Origin of the sequence: Pseudomonas sp. NPDC012596 (assembly GCF_042902325.1) — a bacterium.
Taxonomy (GTDB): Bacteria; Pseudomonadota; Gammaproteobacteria; order Pseudomonadales; family Pseudomonadaceae; genus Aquipseudomonas.
In genome coordinates, this window is record NZ_JBIBEB010000002.1 from 96,898 (window position 1) to 115,327 (window position 18,430).

Genomic DNA, 18,430 nt, shown 5'->3' on the forward strand with positions numbered 1-18,430 from the left:
ATGTGTGCTCAGTTTTCAACCGAACGCACAGTGACTGCCTGACCTTATGGCCATCTTGAACATTCTCGAATTCCCAGACCCGCGCCTGCGCACCATTGCCAAACCGGTGACGGAGTTTGACGACGCCCTGCGCCAGCTGATCGACGACATGTTTGAAACCATGTACGAAGCGCCCGGCATCGGCCTGGCTGCCACGCAGGTCAACGTCCACCTGCAGGTCGTGGTGATGGACCTGAGCGAAGACCGCAGCGAGCCGCGCGTCTTCATCAACCCGACCGTCGAAGAGCTGACCCACGACATGGGCCAGTACCAGGAAGGCTGCCTGTCTGTCCCTGGCTTCTACGAAAACGTCGACCGCCCACTGCGGGTGCGCGTCAAGGCCCAGGACCGTGACGGCAAGCACTACGAACTGGAAGCCGAAGGCCTGCTGGCAGTGTGCGTGCAGCACGAATTCGATCACCTCAACGGAAAGCTGTTCGTCGACTACCTGTCGCAGCTCAAACGCGACCGGATCAAGAAGAAGCTGGAAAAGCAGCATCGCCAGCAAGCCTGATCCCCACCTTCCAGAAGGCTTGCTCCGGCAAGCCTTTTTCTTTTTTGAAGCGAGAACTCCATGCGCATCGTCTTTGCAGGCACTCCAGAGTTTGCCGCCGAACACCTCAAGGCCCTGCTCGACAGCCCTTACCAGATCGTCGCGGTCTACACCCAGCCCGACCGCCCCGCTGGCCGTGGCCAGAAGCTGATGCCAAGCGCGGTCAAGGCGCTGGCAGTGGCCCATGACATCCCGGTGTTCCAGCCGCCAACCCTGCGCAACGCAGATGCCCAGGCCGAACTCGCCGCACTGAAGCCGGACCTGATGGTGGTGGTCGCCTATGGCCTGATCCTGCCGCAGGCGGTGCTGGACATCCCACGCCTGGGTTGCATCAACAGCCACGCCTCGCTGCTGCCACGCTGGCGCGGTGCTGCGCCGATCCAGCGCGCTGTGGAAGCCGGCGATGCCGAGAGCGGCGTGACCGTGATGCGCATGGAAGCCGGCCTGGACACCGGGCCGATGCTGCTCAAGGTAGTGACGCCCATCAGCGCCGAAGACACCGGCGGCAGCCTGCATGACCGCCTCGCCCAAATGGGCCCGCCTGCCGTGGTTCAAGCCATCGCCGGCCTGGCCGACGGCAGCCTGCAAGGTGAAGTGCAGGACGACACCCTCGCAACGTACGCTCACAAGCTGAACAAGGACGAAGCGCGCATCGACTGGAGCCGCCCGGCCGTGGAGCTGGAGCGCCTGATCCGCGCCTTCAACCCTTGGCCGGTGTGCCACAGCACCCTGGATGGCGAAAGTGTGAAGGTGCTGGCCGCCAACCTGTCCACAGGCAAAGGTGCCCCGGGTGAGATCCTGTCCGCCAGCAAGGACGGCCTGGTGGTCGCCTGCGGTGACCAGGCGCTCAGCCTGACCCGCCTGCAATTGCCCGGCGGCAAGGCCCTGGCCTTCAGCGACCTGTTCAACAGCCGCCGCGAGAAGTTCGCTACCGGCAAGGTGCTCGGCCAATGAACCCACGCCTCGCCGCCGCCCGTGCCTTGGCCGCTGTACTCAGTGGCAAGGCCTCGCTGAACAGCTCGCTGCCCGCACAACTGGACAAAGTCGATGAACGCGACCGCGGCCTGACTCAGGACCTGGCATTCGGCACCGCCCGCTGGCAGCCGCGCCTCGACCTGCTCGCTGCGCAACTGCTGCAGAAGCCGTTCAAGGCAGCTGATGCCGATGTGCAAGCCTTGCTGCTGGTCGGCCTTTATCAGCTGTTCTACACACGCATCCCGGCCCATGCCGCCATCGGCGAAACCGTCGGTTGCGCCGACAAACTGAAAAAGCCCTGGGCCAAGGGCCTGCTCAATGCCGTGCTGCGCCGTGCCCAGCGCGAAGGCGAAGCATTGCTTGCCGGCATGGAGCGCGACCCGGTGGTCCGTACCGCGCACCCGCGCTGGCTGCAAAAGGCGCTGAAGGCCTTCTGGCCCGAGCAGTGGGAGGCCATCTGCGCCGCCAACAACGCGCACCCGCCGATGATCCTGCGGGTCAACCGCCGCCATCACAGCCGCGATGCCTACCTTGCGCTGCTGGCCCAGGCCGGCATCGACGCCATCGCCTGTCAGTACAGCCGCGACGGTATCGTGCTGAGCGAGGCCTGTGACGTGCGCAGCCTGCCGGGCTTCGCCGAGGGCTGGGTGAGTGTGCAGGACGAGGCCGCGCAGCTGTCGGCAGACCTGCTCGAACTGGCACCCGGCCAGCGCGTGCTCGACGCCTGCTGCGCGCCGGGCGGCAAAACCTGCCACCTGCTCGAAGCCGAAGCCGGCCTGGCGCACCTGGTTGCCATCGACCTCGAAGCCAAGCGCCTGACCCGTGTACGCGAGAACCTCGACCGCCTGCAGCTGGACGCCGAGCTGATCGCCTGCGACGCCCGCGACACCGGCAGCTGGTGGGACGGCAAGCCGTTCCAGCGCATCCTGCTCGACGCCCCGTGCTCGGCCACCGGCGTGATCCGCCGCCACCCGGACATCAAGCTGACCCGCCAGGCCGACGATATTCCGGCCTTGGCCACGCTGCAGGGCGAGTTGCTCGATGCCCTGTGGCCGACCCTGGAAGTGGGCGGCATGCTGCTGTACGCCACCTGTTCCAGCCTGCCGACCGAGAACACCGAAGTGATCGAGGCGTTCCTCGCTCGCACCCCGGGTGCCCGTGAGCTGGACCTGGCCACCGAGGCGGGCATACGCCAGCCGCATGGCCGCCAGCTGCTGGCCCAGGAAGGCGGCCACGACGGTTTCTACTATGCCAAGCTGATCAAGATCGCCGCCTCGCGCGGGTGAATAAACAGGGTAGGGAGTAGCGGATGAAGATCATCATCCTCGGCGCAGGGCAGGTGGGCGGTACGCTGGCGGAGCACCTGGCGAGCGAAGCCAATGACATTACCGTGGTCGACACCGACGGCGACCGCCTGCGCGACCTCGGCGACCGCCTGGATATCCGTACCGTGCAGGGCCGCGGCTCGCTGCCGACGGTGCTGCGCCAGGCCGGTGCCGACGACGCCGACATGCTGGTGGCGGTGACCAACAGCGACGAGACCAACATGGTCGCCTGCCAGGTGGCCTATTCGCTGTTCCACACCCCGACCAAGATTGCCCGGGTGCGTGAGTCGGCCTACCTCACCCGCGAAGAGCTGTTCCACAACGACCACATTCCGGTGGACGTGCTGATCAGCCCCGAGCAGGTGGTGACCAACTACATCAAGCGCCTGATCGAACACCCGGGTTCGCTTCAGGTGATCGACTTTGCCGAAGGCAAGGCGCAGCTGGTAGCGGTCAAGGCTTACTACGGCGGCCCCCTGGTGGGCCAGCAACTGCGCCAGATCCGTGCCCACATGCCCAACGTCGATACCCGCGTGGCGGCGATCTTCCGCCGCGACCGGCCGATCACCCCACGCGGGGACACCGTGATCGAGGCCGACGACGAAGTGTTCTTCATCGCCGCCAAGAAAGACATCCGCGCCGTAATGGGCGAACTGCGGCGCATCGACGAGACCAACAAGCGTGTGGTCATCGCCGGCGGCGGGCAGATCGGCGAACGTCTGGCCGAGGCTATCGAAAGCCGTTACCAGGTGAAGATCATCGAGATGAGCCCGGCACGCTGCCGCCACCTCTCCGACACCCTGGAAAGCACCGTGGTGCTGCAGGGCAGTGCCTCGGACAAGGACCTGATGCTCGAAGAGAACATCGCCGATGCCGACATCTTCCTGGCCCTGACCAACGATGACGAAGCCAACATCATGTCGTCGCTGCTGGCCAAGCGCTTGGGCGCACGCAAGGTGATGACCATCATCAACAACCCGGCCTACGTCGACCTGGTGCAAGGCGGCGACATCGATATCGCCATCAGCCCGCAGCTGGCCACCATCGGTACCCTGCTGGCGCATGTGCGCCGTGGCGATATCGTCAGCGTCCACTCCCTGCGCCGCGGCGCCGCCGAGGCTATCGAGGCGGTGGCACACGGCGACTCGAAATCGAGCAAGGTGGTCGGCAAGGCCATCGAAGACATCACCCTGCCACCCGGCACCACCATCGGCGCGATCATCCGCGACGAAGCAGTGTTGATTGCCCACGACGACACGGTGATCGAGTCGGGCGACCATGTGATTCTGTTCGTTGTGGATAAAAAGCATATTCGGGATGTGGAGAAGCTGTTCCACGTCGGCTTGAGTTTCTTCTAGGGGAAGAAGGCATGCGCGAATCGCTGGAGAAAATGCTGGCCAAGGGTGTGGATAACCCGCTGCTGAGGTTCGGCCTGGGCAAGGCTTGGCTGGACGAGGGCAACGGCGCTGAGGCGGCGGTGCACCTGGCACGGTGTGTGGAGCAGGATCCGAAGTATTCCGCAGCGTGGAAACTGCTGGGCAAGGCGCATCAGTTGCAGGGTGACCTGCCAGCGGCGCGCAAGGCCTGGGAAGACGGCATCGTGGCGGCACAGGCCCATGGCGACAAGCAGGCCGAGAAAGAGATGACCGTGTTCCTGAAGAAACTCAACAAGGTCTGAGATTGCCGGGGCTGCTTTGCAGCCCATCGCCGGCAAGCCAGCTCCCACAGTGGCCTAGCAACCCCATGGGCTTTGTACAAGCCAGAGTTGTCCAAGGCGAAAACATGAGCTCGAGCCAGCACGGTCAAGGTGGGAGCTGGCTTGCCAGCGAAAGGGGCGCAAAGCGCCCCCAACAATCTCAGTACCAGCGCGGCTCGCCAGCCGGGCGCTTCTTGAAGCGCTTCATGCTCCACATGTACTGGCTCGGGTACTCGCGCACATAGCGCTCGACCACCTTGCTCATGGCCGCCGCCGATTCGGTCACATCGGTGCTGTACATGGCGTCTGGCGCCGCTTCCAGAATCACCCGGAAGCCCGAGCCATCGGGCAGCCGCAGCGCATGCAGGAACACCCCGACCGCCTTGCCACCCGCCAGCATGTTGGGCACGAACTTGCTGGTCAGCGCCTGGGTACCCAGGAACGGCACGAACACACCCGCCGATTCAGCCGGCTCGGGGTCTGCGGGGATGCCCACCTGGCCACCCCGGCGCACTTCCTTGATCACGCTGAGGATGCCTTCCTTGGTCGAAGGCGCCACCCGGTTACCCATCTGTACGCGCTGTTCGCGCAACAGATCATCCACAGCTTTGAGCTTCGGCGGGCGGTAGAAGATGATCGGTTTGCACTGGTTGCAGTAGAAGTGGTTGAGCACTTCCCAGTTACCCAGGTGGCTGGTGATCCCCACCACGCCCTTGCCAGAAGCCAGGGCCTGCTCCAGCACTTCCAGGCCGTGCACTTCCTTGACCAGGTCCAGCGAACGCTGCGGCGGCCAGATCCAGGCGCACGCACTTTCGACAAAGGATTTGCCGATGTCTCTCAGCGCGCGGCCGACCAGTTGCTCACGCTCGGCCGGGGCCATCTCCGGGAAGCACTTGGCCAGGTTGATCCGCACGACGTTGCGCGAACCGTTGGGGAGTTTCCACATCAGCCAGCCGATCCCGGCGCCGACGCGCTGCACCGCGCCCCAGGGCAGCTTGGCAAACAGACGCAGCACCCCAACCATCAGGGCGCCCTTGAACTTTTCCACAGGCGAATTCCTTATTTCAGCAAGGCGCGCATTGTAACCCCTCAGCGCAGCAAGGCGGCGTAGCGATCACAATCGGTGGTGTGGTCCATGACCATGCCAGTAGCCTGCATGAAGGCGTAGCAGATGGTAGGGCCGACGAAGGTAAAGCCGGCCTTCTGCAGGGCCTTGCTCATCGCCCTGGCCTCGTCGGTGACTGCCGGAATATCGCTGCGGCCCTTGAAGTGGTTGACCTTCGGCACGCCGCCAACGAACGACCAGAGCCACTCGGCAGGGTTATCCACAGCCAGCCAGGCCTTGGCATTGCGCCTTACGGCATTGAGCTTGAGGCGGTTGCGGATGATGCCGGCATCAAGCATCAGCTCCTCGATCCGCTCATCGCTCATCTGTGCCAGTTTGACCGGGTCGAAGCCCTCCAGCACCTCGCGATAGCGCTCGCGCTTACGCAAAACGGTGATCCATGACAGGCCCGCCTGGAACCCTTCGAGCAAAAGCATCTCGAACAGCAACGCCGGATCACGCTGCGGCGTTCCCCATTCCTGGTCATGGTAGGCCTGGTACAACGGATCGTCGGTACACCAAAAGCAGCGTGGCATAAGGCTCCAATGAGTAGAGGGCGAGGCGAATCAGGTTATACTCCCGCTCTTTACATCCGCATCCCCAGATACAGGTGAATTTCGTGAGCCAGCCTACGCCAGCCGTGCGTACCTTCCAAGACCTGATCCTCGCCCTGCAGAACTACTGGGCAGCTCAAGGTTGTGTGGTGCTTCAGCCCTACGATATGGAAGTAGGCGCCGGCACTTTCCATACCGCCACGTTCCTGCGCGCCGTCGGCCCAGAAACCTGGAACGCCGCCTACGTGCAGCCAAGCCGTCGCCCTGCCGACGGGCGGTATGGCGAAAACCCCAACCGCCTGCAGCATTACTACCAGTTCCAGGTAGTGCTCAAGCCCAACCCGGCCAACTTCCAGGAGCTGTACCTCGGCTCGCTGAAAGCCATTGGCCTGGATCCGCTGGTCCACGATATCCGTTTCGTCGAAGACAACTGGGAATCGCCAACCCTGGGCGCCTGGGGCCTGGGCTGGGAAATCTGGCTCAACGGCATGGAAGTCACCCAGTTCACCTACTTCCAGCAAGTGGGCGGCATCGAGTGCTACCCGGTCACCGGTGAAATCACCTACGGCCTGGAGCGCCTGGCCATGTACATCCAGGGTGTCGACTCGGTGTACGACCTGGTCTGGGCCGACGGCCCGTTCGGCAAGGTCACCTACGGCGACGTGTTCCACCAGAACGAAGTGGAGCAGTCGACCTACAACTTCGAGCACGCCAACGTCGAGAAACTGTTCGAGCTGTTCGACTTCTACGAAAGCGAAGCCAACCGCCTGATCAAGCTGGACCTGCCGCTGCCGACCTACGAAATGGTGCTGAAGGCTTCGCACACCTTCAACCTGCTCGACGCCCGCCGCGCCATCTCGGTGACCGAACGCCAGCGTTACATCCTGCGTGTCCGTACCCTGGCCCGGGACGTGGCGCAAAGCTATCTGCAAGCCCGCGCACGCCTGGGCTTCCCGATGGCCACCCCTGAACTGCGTGACGAAGTGTTGGCTAAGCTGGAGGCTGCACAATGAGTGCTCAAGATTTCCTGGTAGAACTGGGCACCGAAGAGCTGCCACCCAAAGCCCTGGCCACCCTCGGCGACGCCTTCCTGGCCGGTATCGAGAAAGGCCTGCAGGCCGCTGGCCTGAACTACACCGGCAAGCAGGTCTACGCCGCGCCGCGCCGCCTGGCCGTGCTGATTCGCCAGCTGGACGTGCAGCAGCCTGACCGCAGCATCAATATCGATGGCCCGCCCCTGCAGGCGGCTTTCAAAGACGGCGAGCCGACCCAGGCTGCCTTGGGCTTTGCCAAAAAGTGCGGTGTAGAGCTGTCGGAAATCGACCAGAGCGGCGCCAAGCTGCGTTTCTCCCAGCACATCCCGGGTAAAGAAACCGCCAGCCTGCTGCCGACCATCGTCGAAGACTCGCTCAACGACCTGCCGATCCCCAAGCGCATGCGCTGGGCCGCCAGCCGTGAAGAATTCGTGCGCCCGACCCAGTGGCTGGTGATGCTGCTCGGCGACCAGGTTGTCGACTGCACCATCCTCTCGCAGCAGGCCGGCCGTGAATCGCGTGGCCACCGTTTCCACCACCCGGAAAACGTGGTTATCACCACCCCGGCCAACTATGTCGAAGACCTGCGCAAAGCCTACGTGCTGGCCGACTTCGCCGAGCGCCGCGAGCTGATTGCCAAGCGCACCGCAGAACTGGCCATGCAGCAGGAAGGCACCGCCATCGTGCCACCGGCGCTGCTGGACGAGGTGACTGCCCTGGTCGAGTGGCCAGTGCCGCTGGTGTGCTCGTTCGAGGAGCGTTTCCTCGAGGTGCCGCAAGAAGCCCTGATTACCACCATGCAGGACAACCAGAAGTACTTCTGCCTGCTGGACAGCGAAGGCAAGCTGCTGCCGCGCTTCATCACTGTGGCCAACGTCGAAAGCCGTGACCCGCAGCAGATCGTCCAGGGTAACGAAAAGGTCGTACGCCCGCGCCTGACCGACGCCGAGTTCTTCTTCAAGCAGGACAAAAAGCAGCCGCTCGCAACCTTCAACGAGCGCCTGAAGAACGTGGTGTTCCAGGCACAGCTGGGTACCGTCTACGACAAGGCCGAGCGCGTTTCCAGGCTGGCAGCCTTCATTGCCCCACTGATCGGCGGCGACGCCCAGCGCGCCAGCCGCGCCGGCCTGCTGTCCAAGTGCGACCTGGCCACCGAGATGGTCGGTGAATTCCCCGAGATGCAGGGCGTTGCCGGTTACTACTACGCGCTCAACGACGGCGAGCCGCAAGACGTCGCCCTGGCCCTGAACGAGCAGTACATGCCGCGCGGTGCTGGCGCCGAGCTGCCGCAGACCCTTACCGGTGCGGCCGTGGCCATCGCCGACAAGCTCGACACCCTGGTCGGCATCTTCGGTATCGGCATGCTGCCCACCGGCAGCAAAGACCCGTACGCACTGCGCCGTGCCGCCCTGGGCGTGCTGCGCATCCTGATCGAGAAGCAGCTGGACCTGGACCTGACCGGTGCGGTCGAGTTCGCGGTCAAGCAGTTCGGCGCCAAGATCAAGGCTGCCGGCCTGGCCGAGCAGGTGCTGGAGTTCATCTTCGACCGCCTGCGTGCGCGTTACGAAGACGAAGGCATCGACGTCGCCACCTACCTGTCGGTCCGTGCCCTGAAGCCGGGCTCGGCGCTGGACTTCGACCAGCGTGTGCAGGCCGTGCAGGCCTTCCGCAAGCTGCCGGAAGCCGAAGCCCTGGCCGCGGTGAACAAGCGCGTATCGAACCTGCTGGGCAAGGCCGAAGGCGCCATCGCCGAACAGGTCGAGCCGAAGTATTTCGACAACGCCAACGAGTTCTCCCTGTACTCCGCCATCCAGCAGGCCGACCAGGCCGTGCAACCGATGGCGGCTGCGCGTCAGTACAGCGAAGCGCTGGCCCGCCTGGCTGCCTTGCGTGACCCGGTCGACGCCTTCTTCGAGGCGGTGATGGTCAACGCCGAGGACGCCAAGGTGCGCGCCAACCGTTATGCCCTGCTCAGCCGCCTGCGCGGTCTGTTCCTGGGTGTGGCCGACATTTCGCTGCTGGGGTAAGCCTTGAAACTGCTGATTCTCGATCGTGACGGGGTGATCAACCAGGACTCCGACGCCTATATCAAGTCGCTGGAGGAGTGGGTGCCGATCCCAGGTTCCGTCGAGGCCATCGCGCAGTTGAGCAAAGCGGGCTGGACGGTGGCAGTGGCCACCAACCAGTCCGGCGTTGCCCGTGGCTACTATTCGCTGGCAACCCTCGAGGCCATGCATGCGCGCCTGCGCACGCTAGTGGCCGAACAGGGCGGCGAAGTCGGCCATATCGTGTATTGCCCGCATGGGCCGGACGAGGGCTGCGAATGCCGCAAGCCCAAGCCAGGCATGCTGCGGGCAATCGCCGACCACTACCACGCCGACCTGCACGGCGTATGGTTCGTCGGCGACAGCAAAGGTGACCTGGAGGCCGCCCTGGCCGTCGGTGCACAACCCGTGTTGGTGAAAACCGGCAAGGGCGAGCGAACCCTGGAAAAAGGCATCGCTGAAACTACACTGATTTTCGACGATCTGGCAGCTATCGCCAGAGAACTAATTTAAACGATGCGCCCCAGGGCGCATTTTTCTCAGGCGGGCGAGCCCCGCAATGGTACATGCCACTATGTCGATCCTGCAGGCGATCAGAATCTTTCTTTTTTACCTGCTGCTGGGCACCAGTTCGCTGCTGTGGTGCTCGCTGAGCTTTTTTATCGCGCCATTCTTGTCGTTCCCCAAGCGTTACAAGTTCATCAACGTGTACTGGTGTCGCTGCGCGCTGTTTTTGACCCGTACCATCCTTGGCATCAATTACAAGATCACCGGCGCCGAGAATGTGCCGAGTGAGCCATGCGTGATCCTGTCCAACCACCAGAGCACCTGGGAGACCTTCTTCCTTTCCCAGTACTTTTCGCCGCTGAGCCAGGTGCTCAAGCGCGAGCTGCTGTACGTACCGTTCTTCGGCTGGGCAATGGCCATGCTGCGGCCGATCGCGATTGACCGCGACAACCCCAAGGAAGCGCTGCGCCATGTGGCCAGCAAGGGTGATGAGCTGCTCAAGCAAAAGGTATGGGTGCTGATCTTCCCGGAAGGTACGCGTGTGCCGTTCGGTACGGTGGGCAAGTTCTCCCGCGGGGGTACCGCACTGGCGGTGAACGCCGGGCTGCCGGTGCTGCCGATCGCGCACAACGCTGGCAAGTTCTGGCCGAAGACGGGTTGGGGCAAATGCGCAGGTACCATCGAAGTGGTTATCGGCGCGCCGATGTACGCCAATGGCACCGGCCCACGTGCCATTGCCGAGCTCAATGACCGCGCGGCTGCCTGGAATGAAGCGACCCAACGGGCGATGGGCTCGCTGCCACCGGTGGATGAAAAACCCCACGAGCAGATTGCCTGACGTTCTGTGGATAACTTGTTAGCAGTTTTTCAACGCAATACCCGAAGTGAACGCTAAGTATATGAATTAGCTGTTTATTTCTGCGTATGACATTTTTCTGAAAAACGTGCATAAGTTTTTTCGAGGCATAAGAAAACCGGCTTTTACAGCCGGTTTTTTTATGGCTTCAGTCAGACCTTGTCGATATCTACATCCTTGGTTTCTTTCAGGCAGAACATGCCCACCACCAGGCTGATCCCCGTCACCAGCACCGGGTACCACAGCCCGTAGAAGATATCCCCGGTGTACACCACCAGTGCAAACGACACCGTGGGCAAGAACCCGCCGAACCAGCCATTGCCGATGTGGTAGGGCAGGGACATCGAGGTGTAGCGGATACGGGTGGGGAACAGCTCGACCATGACGGCTGCCAGTGGCCCATAGGTCATGGTCGCGATCAGGATCATCGCTACGATCAGCACCACTACCATCACCTGGTTGACCTGCGCCGGGTCCGCCTTCGCCGGGTAGCCAGCCTGCTCGATTGCCGTGCGCATGGCGGTTTCGTCAAAGCCATTGATGCTCTTGTCGCCAATGTTCACCACCACCTGGCTGCCGGCCACATTCACAGAGCTGTACGGCAGGCCCTGCTTGACCAGGAAGGTCTTTACCTTGTCGCAAGGGCTGTCGAAGCGCGCCTTGCCGACCGGGTCGAACTGGAAGGTGCAGCCTTGCGGGTCAGCGGTGACCACGATCGGCGCTTGGCGGCTGGCCATGTCGATCTGTGGGTTGGCGTAGTGGCTGAGGGCCTTGAACAGTGGGAAGTACAGGACGGTGGCCAGCAACAGGCCGAGCATCAGGATTGGTTTACGTCCGACACGATCGGACAGCCAACCGAAGAACACGAAGAATGGCGCACCGATCACCACGCTGATGATCAGCAGGGTATTGGCCTGTGCCGGGTCCATCTTGAGCATCTGGGTCATGAAGAACAGCACGTAGAACTGCGCCGTATAGAAGGTCACAGCCTGGCCGGCATTGATACTGAACAGCGCAGTGAGCACCACCTTGAGGTTGGGCCACGAGGTGAACGACTCACGGATCGGCGACTTGCTGATCTTGCCCTGGGCCTTCATTTTCACGAAGGCCGGCGACTCGTGCATGCTCATGCGGATCCACGTCGAAATCGCCAGCAGCACGATCGACAGCAGGAAGGGCAGGCGCCAGCCCCAGGTCTCGAACTGGTCGCCACTGATATAGCGGCTGCCCAGTACCACCAGCAATGACAACAGCAGGCCGAGGGTGGCGGTGGACTGGATGAAGCCAGTGTGGAAACCGCGCTTGCCGTGCGGCGCGTGTTCCGCCACATAGGTGGCCGCACCACCGTACTCACCACCCAGCGCCAGGCCCTGGAGCATGCGCAGGATCACCAGGATGATCGGCGCAGCAATGCCGATGCTGGCGTAGGTCGGCAGCAGGCCCACGGCAAAGGTCGACAGGCCCATCAGCACGATGGTCACCAGGAAGGTGTACTTGCGCCCGATCATGTCACCCAGGCGGCCGAACACCAGCGCGCCGAAGGGCCGCACCAGAAAGCCGGCGGCAAAGGCCATCAGGGCAAAGATGAAGGCGGTGGTGTCGTTCACCCCAGCAAAGAATTGTTTGCTGATGACCGCGGCCAGCGCGCCATAGAGAAAAAAGTCATACCACTCGAAAACCGTCCCGAGGGATGACGCGAAAATGATCTTGCGTTCTTCACGGCGGCTAGGGCTGGCCGCCGTCGTACCCTGCTCTTGGATGTAATCCGACATCGTTGCTGTCCTCGGCCCGCAGGCCACAGTGATTATTCTTGTTGTTCCACTGTCGGCAGCCTTCGACCGCAAGCTGCCGGTACTGCACGCACCCGGTCAGGGCGTCGGTAGCGCGTCTTCGTTGAGGTAGATTTGAGTAGCCGCTCCCTTGAGAATGAGTTGTGCCGCCTTCTCGGCGATCATCAGCGTGGGTGAACAGGTATTGCCGGAGGTGATCTGCGGCATGATCGAAGCATCCGCCACGCGCAGGCCAGGGATGCCGTGCACGCGCAGCTGGTTATCCACAACGTCGAGTGGGCCATTGCCCATGCGACAGGTACCCACTGGGTGGAAAATGGTCGTGCCGATCTTGCCGGCGGCTTCGAACAGGTCCTCTTCGCTCTGCAGCGCAGCGCCTGGCAGGTATTCCTGCGGGTCGAAGGCCGCAAGAGCAGGGGCCTGGACAATACGCCGGGTGAGGCGGATGGCCTCGGCGGCGACGCGCAGGTCTTGCGGGTCGCTCAGGTAGTTGGGGTCGATCGACGGTGCGCTGTTCATGTCCGCGCTGCGGATGTCGATACGCCCTCGGCTCACCGGGCGCAGGTTACACACCGACGCCGTGAAAGCCGGGAAGCGATGCAGCGGCTCACCGAAGCGCTCCAGCGACAGGGGTTGCACGTGATACTGCAAGTTGGCGGTGGCCTGCTCCGGGCTGGAGCGCACAAACGCGCCCAGTTGGCTCGGCGCCATGGCCAGCGGACCGCTACGGTCGTAGAGGTAGCGCAGGCCCATGCCCATTTTGCCCCACATACTGTTGGCCATCTGGTTGAGGGTGCGGGTGTTGCGGATCTGGTAGATCAGGCGCAATTGCAGGTGGTCCTGCAGGTTGCCGCCGACACCTGGCATGTCGTGGCGTACGCCTATGCCTAAGGTTTCCAGCAGTGGGCGCGGGCCGATACCGGAGCGCTGCAGGATGCCGGGCGAGCCCACGGCGCCAGCGCAAAGGATAATCTCGCGGCGCGCCGCGAACTCATGCCAGGCGCCTTGCCAAAACGCTTTCACGGCGCGGGCGCGGGTATTGTTCAGCAACACCTGGTCAACCTGCACACCCGTCAGCACCGTCAGGTTGTTGCGGTTATGCACAGGCCGCAGGAAAGCCTTGGATGCGTTCCAGCGCACACCACTGCGCTGGTTCACCTGAAAGTATCCACAGCCCAGGTTGTCACCCGTGTTGAAATCGTCGATCTTGCCGATACCGCTCTGTTCGGCAGCGTCGCGGAAGGCGTCGAGGATCGGCCAGCTGTAACGCTGGCGCTCTACCCGCCATTCGCCAGCGCCACCGTGATGCTCGCTGGCGCCGGCAAAGTGGTTTTCGCTGGCCTTGAACAGCGGCAGCACGTCATTCCAGGCCCAACCGTCGTTGCCTTGGGCGGCCCAGGCGTCGTAATCGGCGGCTTGGCCACGCATGTAGATCATGCCGTTGATCGAAGAACAGCCACCGAGCACCTTGCCCCGTGGATAACCCAGGCTGCGGCCACCCAGGCCGGCTTGCGCTTGCGTCTTGAAGCACCAGTCGGTGCGGGGGTTGCCGATGCAGTAGAGGTAACCGACGGGGATATGAATCCAGGGATAGTTATCGCGGCCGCCCGCTTCGAGCAGCAGCACGCGGCAGGAAGGGTCGGCAGACAAACGATTGGCCAGCAGGCACCCGGCGGGACCGGCACCGACGACCACGTAATCGAAGACAGAATCGGCTGATGGCATGTGCAACCTCGCGCCTGATTTTTATTCTTGTCGTCCCACATCTTATTGATTAATTTCGCTGAGGGAACACGTGATTTCGCGCAGCCGTTGTGCGTTTTAGCACAGCGACAAACAGGGAAAGGATGCATGTTCGACTGGAATGATCTGCGGTTTTTCCTCGAGTTGCAGCGCAGCGGCCGCCTGCTGAGCGCCGCCAAACGCCTCAACACCACCCACAGCACCGTCGCCCGGCACATCGAAAGCATCGAGAAGAGCCTGGGCACTGCCCTGTTCGTGCAACACGCCCAAGGCTACGAACTGACGCCCTCGGGCCAGGCATTGCTCAAGCACGCCGAAGCCATGGAGAACGTCGCGCTGCTCGCGCAGGAAGAAATCACCCAGGCCATCACGCCGCTTGGCAAAGTGCGACTGGGGGTGACCGAAGGCATCGGCATCATGTTCTTCACCCCGCGCATGAACCCGCTGTTCGAGCGTTACCCGGGCCTTGAGGTGGAACTGGTAGCAGTGCCTCGGTTTGTCAGCATCCTCAACCGCGAGGCGGAAATCAGCATTCACCTCGAGCGGCCCAACGCCGACCTGCTGATCACTCGCAAACTCACCGACTACCGCCTGGCGTTGTATGCCAGCCAGGCGTATCTCGACCGCGCGCCGCCCCTGCGCAACCGTGAAGACCTCGCCCGGCATAGCTGGATTGGTTACGTCGACGACCTGCTGTTCAGCCAGGAACTGCTGTTCCTCAACAGCTTCTGCCGGGCGCCCAGCGTGGCCTTTCGCAGCACCAGCGTGATCGCCCAGCAAACCGCTGCCCGTGCAGGGTTGGGCATCGCCGTGCTACCCAACTACATGGCCCGCCACGACCCGAGCCTGGTGCGCGTGCTACCCAGCGAAACCATCCAGCGCAGTTACTGGATCTGCACCCGCCGCGAGTTGCACAAGTCGGTGCGCCTGCGGGTGGTCTGGGACTACCTGCTCGCGCTGTGCGCGGCCGAGCAGGACGAGCTGCTAGCCGAGTAGTGCCTTGCCGGCCAGCAGCAGCGCAGCGCCAACGCCAACCACCGCGAACAGCTGCTGCAGGCGTGGCCCGGCCAGCTTGCTTGCCAATGGCCGCGCCAGCAGCAAACCGAGCACTGCGCCGACGGCAAACGGTGCACCGACCCGCCAGTGCATCACACCGGCCAGGCTGGCGCTGACCACGCTGCCGGTGGACACCAGTGCGATCACCGCCAGCGAGGTCGAGACGATGCTTTTCATGCGCAGGTTGGTGTAGCGGTTCAAGGCTGGGATGATCACGAAGCCGCCGCCCACACCCAGCAAGCCGGACAACAGCCCAGAAGCTGCGCCCGTCATGGCCAGTGCCCTTGCGCAGGGCAGCGTCCAACGCAGCCGGCCCTGCAACGGGTTGAGCACGCAGGGTTCGATAAAGCGGTGTGCGTCGTTGGTTTCGCCACGCAGCTCCCTGGCCGCCTTGCGCCAGATGCGTAGGCAGGCATATACCAGCACCCCGGCGAACACCAGCGCCAACGGTGTATCAGGCAAGCGGTGGGCGAGCATCAGGCCGAGTGGCGCTGCAGCGATGCCGATCAGGGCGATAAACACAGCCGCGCGATAACGCACCAGCCCTTGGCGCAAACCGAGTATCGCCCCGACAGCAGCAGCAAGGCCTACGGCAAGCAGCCCGATCGGCGCAGCTTCGACCATCGACAGGCCAAGGCCGAACACCAGCAGCGGCACCGCCAGGATGCCACCGCCTGCGCCGGTCAGCGCCAGCACCGCGCCGATGATCGCGCCCAACAAACCACCGAGCAATTCATGTTCGATCACTGCGTCGCCTCGGCTACCAGCGGCTGGGGCCGGGCCATCCACTCCCGCCCCTTGAGCATGCCTTGCCAGTACAGCGGTGGCAGCACCCGCGCCTTGAGCAGCCAGGCCAGGCGCGTGGGCTTGCGGCCATCGAGTAGCCAGCGAGGGAAACTCGGCGCGACTTTGCCACCGTAGGTGAATTCGGCGAGGACGATCTTGCCGCGCTCGACGGTCAGCGGGCAGGAGCCATAGCCATCGTACTGGGCGAGCGTAGGCAACCGACCCAGCGCCACCAGCACGTTGTTGGCCACCACCGGCGCTTGCTTGCGCGCGGCGGCGGCGGTCTTGGCATTACTGGTGCTGGCCACATCACCCAAGGCATGGATATTGGCGAATCGACGATGGCGCAGGGTATGCGGGTCCACATCGACCCAGCCGGCAGCATCGGCCAACAGGCTCTGGCGGATGAAGTCCGGGGCTACCTGCGGCGGTACCACGTGCAGCATGTCGAAGGCCTCGGTGCGGCTTTCGCTGCTGCCATCGGCCAGGGTACGCACGAACGTGGCGCGTTTGTTGCGGCCATCTACCGCCACAAGGCGCTGGCTGTAGTTGAGGTCGACGCCATACTTGTCGATGTAGGCCATCAGCGCAGGCACATAGTCGGGCACACCGAACAGCACGGCGCCGGCATTAAAGAAGCTGGCTTTAACATCGCCCAGCTGACCGTGGCGCAACCAATGGTCGCAGGACAGGTACAACGCCTTCTGCGGCGCACCCGCGCATTTGATCGGCATGGGCGGCTGGGTGAACAGTGCGCGGCCTTGCTTGAGGCTTTGCACCAGCTCCCAGGTATAAGGTGCAAGGTCGTAGCGGTAATTGGAGGTCACGCCATTACGGCCAAGGGTTTCGCTGAGCCCGTCGATGGCAGCCCAATCGAGCGTAAGGCCAGGGCAGACCACCAATTGTTCGTAACTGATGGAACGGCCGTCATCCAGCATGACCAACTGACGCAATGGGTCGAAACCTTGCACGCGCGCTTTGACCCAGTGCACCCCCCGGGGAATGCTCGAAGCCATGGTACGAGCAGTGCTCGGCGCGTCGAACACGCCAGCGCCGACCATGGTCCAGCCAGGTTGGTAGTAGTGCACGTCCGCGGGGTCGATCACTGCAATGTCCAGTGAGGGGTCGCGGTTGATGAGGCTGGAAGCCGTGGCGATTCCGGCAGCGCCGGCACCGACGATCACCACCTTGTGGTGGTCGGAAGTGGCAGGGGACAACAAGGCAGGCATGGCGGTAAATCCTGGAAATCTGGTTATGGGCAGGGCATTCAGAGCTTGTTCAGCGGAATCTTCAGGTAGCTCACACCGTTATCTTCAGGCTCAGGGAAATGACCGCTGCGCATGTTGACCTGTACCGACGGCAGAATCAGTACCGGCATCTCCAGGGTCTTGTCGCGGGCTTCACGCATGGTCACGAAGCTGTCCTCGTCGATACCCTGATGGATGTGGATATTGTTGGCGCGCTGCTCAGCCACAGTGGTGACGTACTGCATATCGCGCCCGCCTGGCAGGTAGTCGTGGCACATGAACAGCTTGGTCTGGTCCGGGAAGGCCAGCAGGCGCCGGATCGACTTGTACAAGGTACGCGCGTCGGCACCAGGGAAGTCGCAGCGCGCGGTGCCGTAGTCGGGCATGAACAGGGTGTCGCCCACGAACAGCGCCTGTTCCCCGGCATCTATTACCAGATAACTCATGCAGGCCGGTGTATGCCCTGGGGTATGCAGGGCACGTGCATGCAGGTTGCCGATGCGAAAGCCTTCCTCATCCATCAGCAACACATCGAACTGGCTGCCGTCACGGGCGAAGCCAGGCTCGGCGTTGAACAAGGCGCCGAAGGTCTTCTGTACCTTGATTATTTCGGCACCGATGGCGGTGTGGCCCCCGAGCTTTTCCTTGAGATAAGCCGCAGCCGAAAGGTGGTCGGCATGCACATGGGTTTCAAGCACCCACTGTACCTGGGCACCCAAGGCCTGTACCCGCTCGACAAGCCGATCGGCGGATGCAGTGCAGGTGCGGCCTGACTTGGGGTCGTAATCCAGCACGCTGTCGATCAACGCGCACTGGTTGGTTTCACGGTCCAGCACCAGGTAGCTGATGGTCGAGGTCGCCTCGTCGTAGAAAGCTTCCACGTGCAAGTTGTTGCCGATGATCATCTCGTTCTCCAAATAATCCACCGCGCCTTGTGCAGGCGTAGGCGGTGACAGGTGGTTTATCAAGATCCATGCCAGGAATTTGCCAGCGTCATGGCTAGTAATAACGGGCCTAAGTGGCGTGCGGCTGGCAGGCTGTCAGCCGAAGTGGCAGTCGACTGTCAGCCAATGGCAGTGTTTGGCAGTCCTTGTTACCCTGCGCCGGGTTATCCATCCG

General features: G+C 63.0%; 17 protein-coding genes. 10 read left to right on the forward strand and 7 right to left on the reverse strand.

Annotated elements, in window-relative coordinates; genetic code table 11:
* The first annotated feature begins 46 nt into the window (after positions 1 to 46).
* Genes def through ACFY68_RS02990 form a run of 5 tightly spaced genes read left to right on the forward strand, consistent with a single transcriptional unit; the run spans position 47 to position 4,570 of the window.
* Entirely contained in the window at positions 47 to 553 is a 507-nt protein-coding gene (def, locus tag ACFY68_RS02970) for a peptide deformylase (RefSeq protein WP_346612766.1), read from the forward strand.
* A gap of 60 nt (positions 554 to 613) precedes the next feature.
* On the forward strand, positions 614 to 1,546 hold the full coding sequence (gene fmt / locus ACFY68_RS02975; RefSeq protein ID WP_346612765.1) for a methionyl-tRNA formyltransferase: 933 nt from the start codon (positions 614 to 616) through the stop codon (positions 1,544 to 1,546).
* A complete protein-coding gene (rsmB, locus tag ACFY68_RS02980) occupies positions 1,543 to 2,853 on the forward strand; it encodes a 16S rRNA (cytosine(967)-C(5))-methyltransferase RsmB (RefSeq protein WP_387523167.1) in 1,311 nt (436 codons plus the stop codon). The genes fmt and rsmB overlap by 4 nt, the downstream gene beginning before the upstream one ends.
* Before the next feature lie 23 nt (positions 2,854 to 2,876).
* Positions 2,877 to 4,250, forward strand: coding sequence for a Trk system potassium transporter TrkA (gene trkA, locus ACFY68_RS02985; RefSeq protein WP_346612763.1), 1,374 nt, complete (start codon positions 2,877 to 2,879; stop codon positions 4,248 to 4,250).
* Positions 4,251 to 4,261: 11 nt separating this feature from the next.
* Positions 4,262 to 4,570 carry a tetratricopeptide repeat protein gene (locus ACFY68_RS02990; RefSeq protein WP_387523169.1) on the forward strand — a complete coding sequence of 103 codons (309 nt, stop codon included), beginning with the start codon at positions 4,262 to 4,264 and terminating at the stop codon, positions 4,568 to 4,570.
* Positions 4,571 to 4,748: 178 nt separating this feature from the next.
* Here the strand turns inward: ACFY68_RS02990 and ACFY68_RS02995 are convergent, their stop codons facing one another.
* Positions 4,749 to 5,636, reverse strand: a complete 888-nt coding sequence (locus tag ACFY68_RS02995) for a lysophospholipid acyltransferase (RefSeq protein WP_387523171.1) — start codon at positions 5,634 to 5,636, stop codon at positions 4,749 to 4,751.
* Between the two features lie 41 nt (positions 5,637 to 5,677).
* Positions 5,678 to 6,229, reverse strand: a complete 552-nt coding sequence (locus tag ACFY68_RS03000) for a DNA-3-methyladenine glycosylase I (protein WP_346612760.1) — start codon at positions 6,227 to 6,229, stop codon at positions 5,678 to 5,680.
* Between the two features lie 83 nt (positions 6,230 to 6,312).
* Between ACFY68_RS03000 and glyQ the strand changes: the two genes are divergently transcribed.
* The 4 genes from glyQ to ACFY68_RS03020 are packed head-to-tail and all read left to right on the forward strand — an operon-like array spanning position 6,313 to position 10,671.
* Entirely contained in the window at positions 6,313 to 7,260 is a 948-nt protein-coding gene (gene glyQ, locus ACFY68_RS03005) for a glycine--tRNA ligase subunit alpha (protein WP_012312032.1), read from the forward strand.
* Positions 7,257 to 9,308, forward strand: coding sequence for a glycine--tRNA ligase subunit beta (gene glyS / locus ACFY68_RS03010; RefSeq protein ID WP_387523173.1), 2,052 nt, complete (start codon positions 7,257 to 7,259; stop codon positions 9,306 to 9,308). The genes glyQ and glyS overlap by 4 nt, the downstream gene beginning before the upstream one ends.
* A 3-nt stretch (positions 9,309 to 9,311) precedes the next feature.
* Complete coding sequence (gene gmhB, locus ACFY68_RS03015) at positions 9,312 to 9,839, forward strand: D-glycero-beta-D-manno-heptose 1,7-bisphosphate 7-phosphatase (protein WP_387523175.1); 528 nt, start codon at positions 9,312 to 9,314, stop codon at positions 9,837 to 9,839.
* A gap of 46 nt (positions 9,840 to 9,885) precedes the next feature.
* On the forward strand, positions 9,886 to 10,671 hold the full coding sequence (locus ACFY68_RS03020) for a lysophospholipid acyltransferase family protein (RefSeq protein ID WP_387523177.1): 786 nt from the start codon (positions 9,886 to 9,888) through the stop codon (positions 10,669 to 10,671).
* Positions 10,672 to 10,841: 170 nt separating this feature from the next.
* Here the strand turns inward: ACFY68_RS03020 and ACFY68_RS03025 are convergent, their stop codons facing one another.
* Positions 10,842 to 12,461, reverse strand: a complete 1,620-nt coding sequence (locus ACFY68_RS03025) for an MFS transporter (protein ID WP_387523179.1) — start codon at positions 12,459 to 12,461, stop codon at positions 10,842 to 10,844.
* Between the two features lie 96 nt (positions 12,462 to 12,557).
* Complete coding sequence (locus ACFY68_RS03030; RefSeq protein WP_387523181.1) at positions 12,558 to 14,204, reverse strand: GMC family oxidoreductase; 1,647 nt, start codon at positions 14,202 to 14,204, stop codon at positions 12,558 to 12,560.
* A 126-nt stretch (positions 14,205 to 14,330) separates the two neighbouring features.
* Between ACFY68_RS03030 and ACFY68_RS03035 the strand changes: the two genes are divergently transcribed.
* Positions 14,331 to 15,218, forward strand: coding sequence for a LysR family transcriptional regulator (locus ACFY68_RS03035; RefSeq protein ID WP_346612754.1), 888 nt, complete (start codon positions 14,331 to 14,333; stop codon positions 15,216 to 15,218).
* Here ACFY68_RS03035 and ACFY68_RS03040 read toward each other — a convergent pair.
* Genes ACFY68_RS03040 through ACFY68_RS03050 form a run of 3 tightly spaced genes read right to left on the reverse strand, consistent with a single transcriptional unit; the run spans position 15,207 to position 18,216 of the window.
* Positions 15,207 to 16,025 carry a sulfite exporter TauE/SafE family protein gene (locus ACFY68_RS03040; RefSeq protein ID WP_387523183.1) on the reverse strand — a complete coding sequence of 273 codons (819 nt, stop codon included), beginning with the start codon at positions 16,023 to 16,025 and terminating at the stop codon, positions 15,207 to 15,209. The genes ACFY68_RS03035 and ACFY68_RS03040 overlap by 12 nt on opposite strands.
* Positions 16,022 to 17,293, reverse strand: a complete 1,272-nt coding sequence (locus ACFY68_RS03045) for an FAD/NAD(P)-binding oxidoreductase (RefSeq protein ID WP_387523185.1) — start codon at positions 17,291 to 17,293, stop codon at positions 16,022 to 16,024. Before ACFY68_RS03045 ends, ACFY68_RS03040 begins: the two co-directional genes overlap by 4 nt.
* A 38-nt stretch (positions 17,294 to 17,331) precedes the next feature.
* Entirely contained in the window at positions 17,332 to 18,216 is an 885-nt protein-coding gene (locus ACFY68_RS03050) for an MBL fold metallo-hydrolase (RefSeq protein ID WP_387523187.1), read from the reverse strand.
* Between the last annotated feature and the right edge of the window lie 214 nt (positions 18,217 to 18,430).

What these genes read in the sequence shown, in the direction of transcription:
- trkA (WP_346612763.1), top strand. Translation starts at nt 2,877, where the DNA reads ATGAAGATCATCATCCTCGGCGCAGGGCAGGTGGGCGGTACGCTGGCG.
- ACFY68_RS03030 (WP_387523181.1), bottom strand. Translation starts at nt 14,204, where the DNA reads ATGCCATCAGCCGATTCTGTCTTCGATTACGTGGTCGTCGGTGCCGGT.
- ACFY68_RS03050 (WP_387523187.1), bottom strand. Translation starts at nt 18,216, where the DNA reads ATGATCATCGGCAACAACTTGCACGTGGAAGCTTTCTACGACGAGGCG.
- ACFY68_RS02990 (WP_387523169.1), top strand. Translation starts at nt 4,262, where the DNA reads ATGCGCGAATCGCTGGAGAAAATGCTGGCCAAGGGTGTGGATAACCCG.
- ACFY68_RS03000 (WP_346612760.1), bottom strand. Translation starts at nt 6,229, where the DNA reads ATGCCACGCTGCTTTTGGTGTACCGACGATCCGTTGTACCAGGCCTAC.
- rsmB (WP_387523167.1), top strand. Translation starts at nt 1,543, where the DNA reads ATGAACCCACGCCTCGCCGCCGCCCGTGCCTTGGCCGCTGTACTCAGT.
- def (WP_346612766.1), top strand. Translation starts at nt 47, where the DNA reads ATGGCCATCTTGAACATTCTCGAATTCCCAGACCCGCGCCTGCGCACC.
- ACFY68_RS03045 (WP_387523185.1), bottom strand. Translation starts at nt 17,293, where the DNA reads ATGCCTGCCTTGTTGTCCCCTGCCACTTCCGACCACCACAAGGTGGTG.
- ACFY68_RS03020 (WP_387523177.1), top strand. Translation starts at nt 9,886, where the DNA reads ATGGTACATGCCACTATGTCGATCCTGCAGGCGATCAGAATCTTTCTT.
- ACFY68_RS03035 (WP_346612754.1), top strand. Translation starts at nt 14,331, where the DNA reads ATGTTCGACTGGAATGATCTGCGGTTTTTCCTCGAGTTGCAGCGCAGC.
- ACFY68_RS03025 (WP_387523179.1), bottom strand. Translation starts at nt 12,461, where the DNA reads ATGTCGGATTACATCCAAGAGCAGGGTACGACGGCGGCCAGCCCTAGC.
- glyS (WP_387523173.1), top strand. Translation starts at nt 7,257, where the DNA reads ATGAGTGCTCAAGATTTCCTGGTAGAACTGGGCACCGAAGAGCTGCCA.
- fmt (WP_346612765.1), top strand. Translation starts at nt 614, where the DNA reads ATGCGCATCGTCTTTGCAGGCACTCCAGAGTTTGCCGCCGAACACCTC.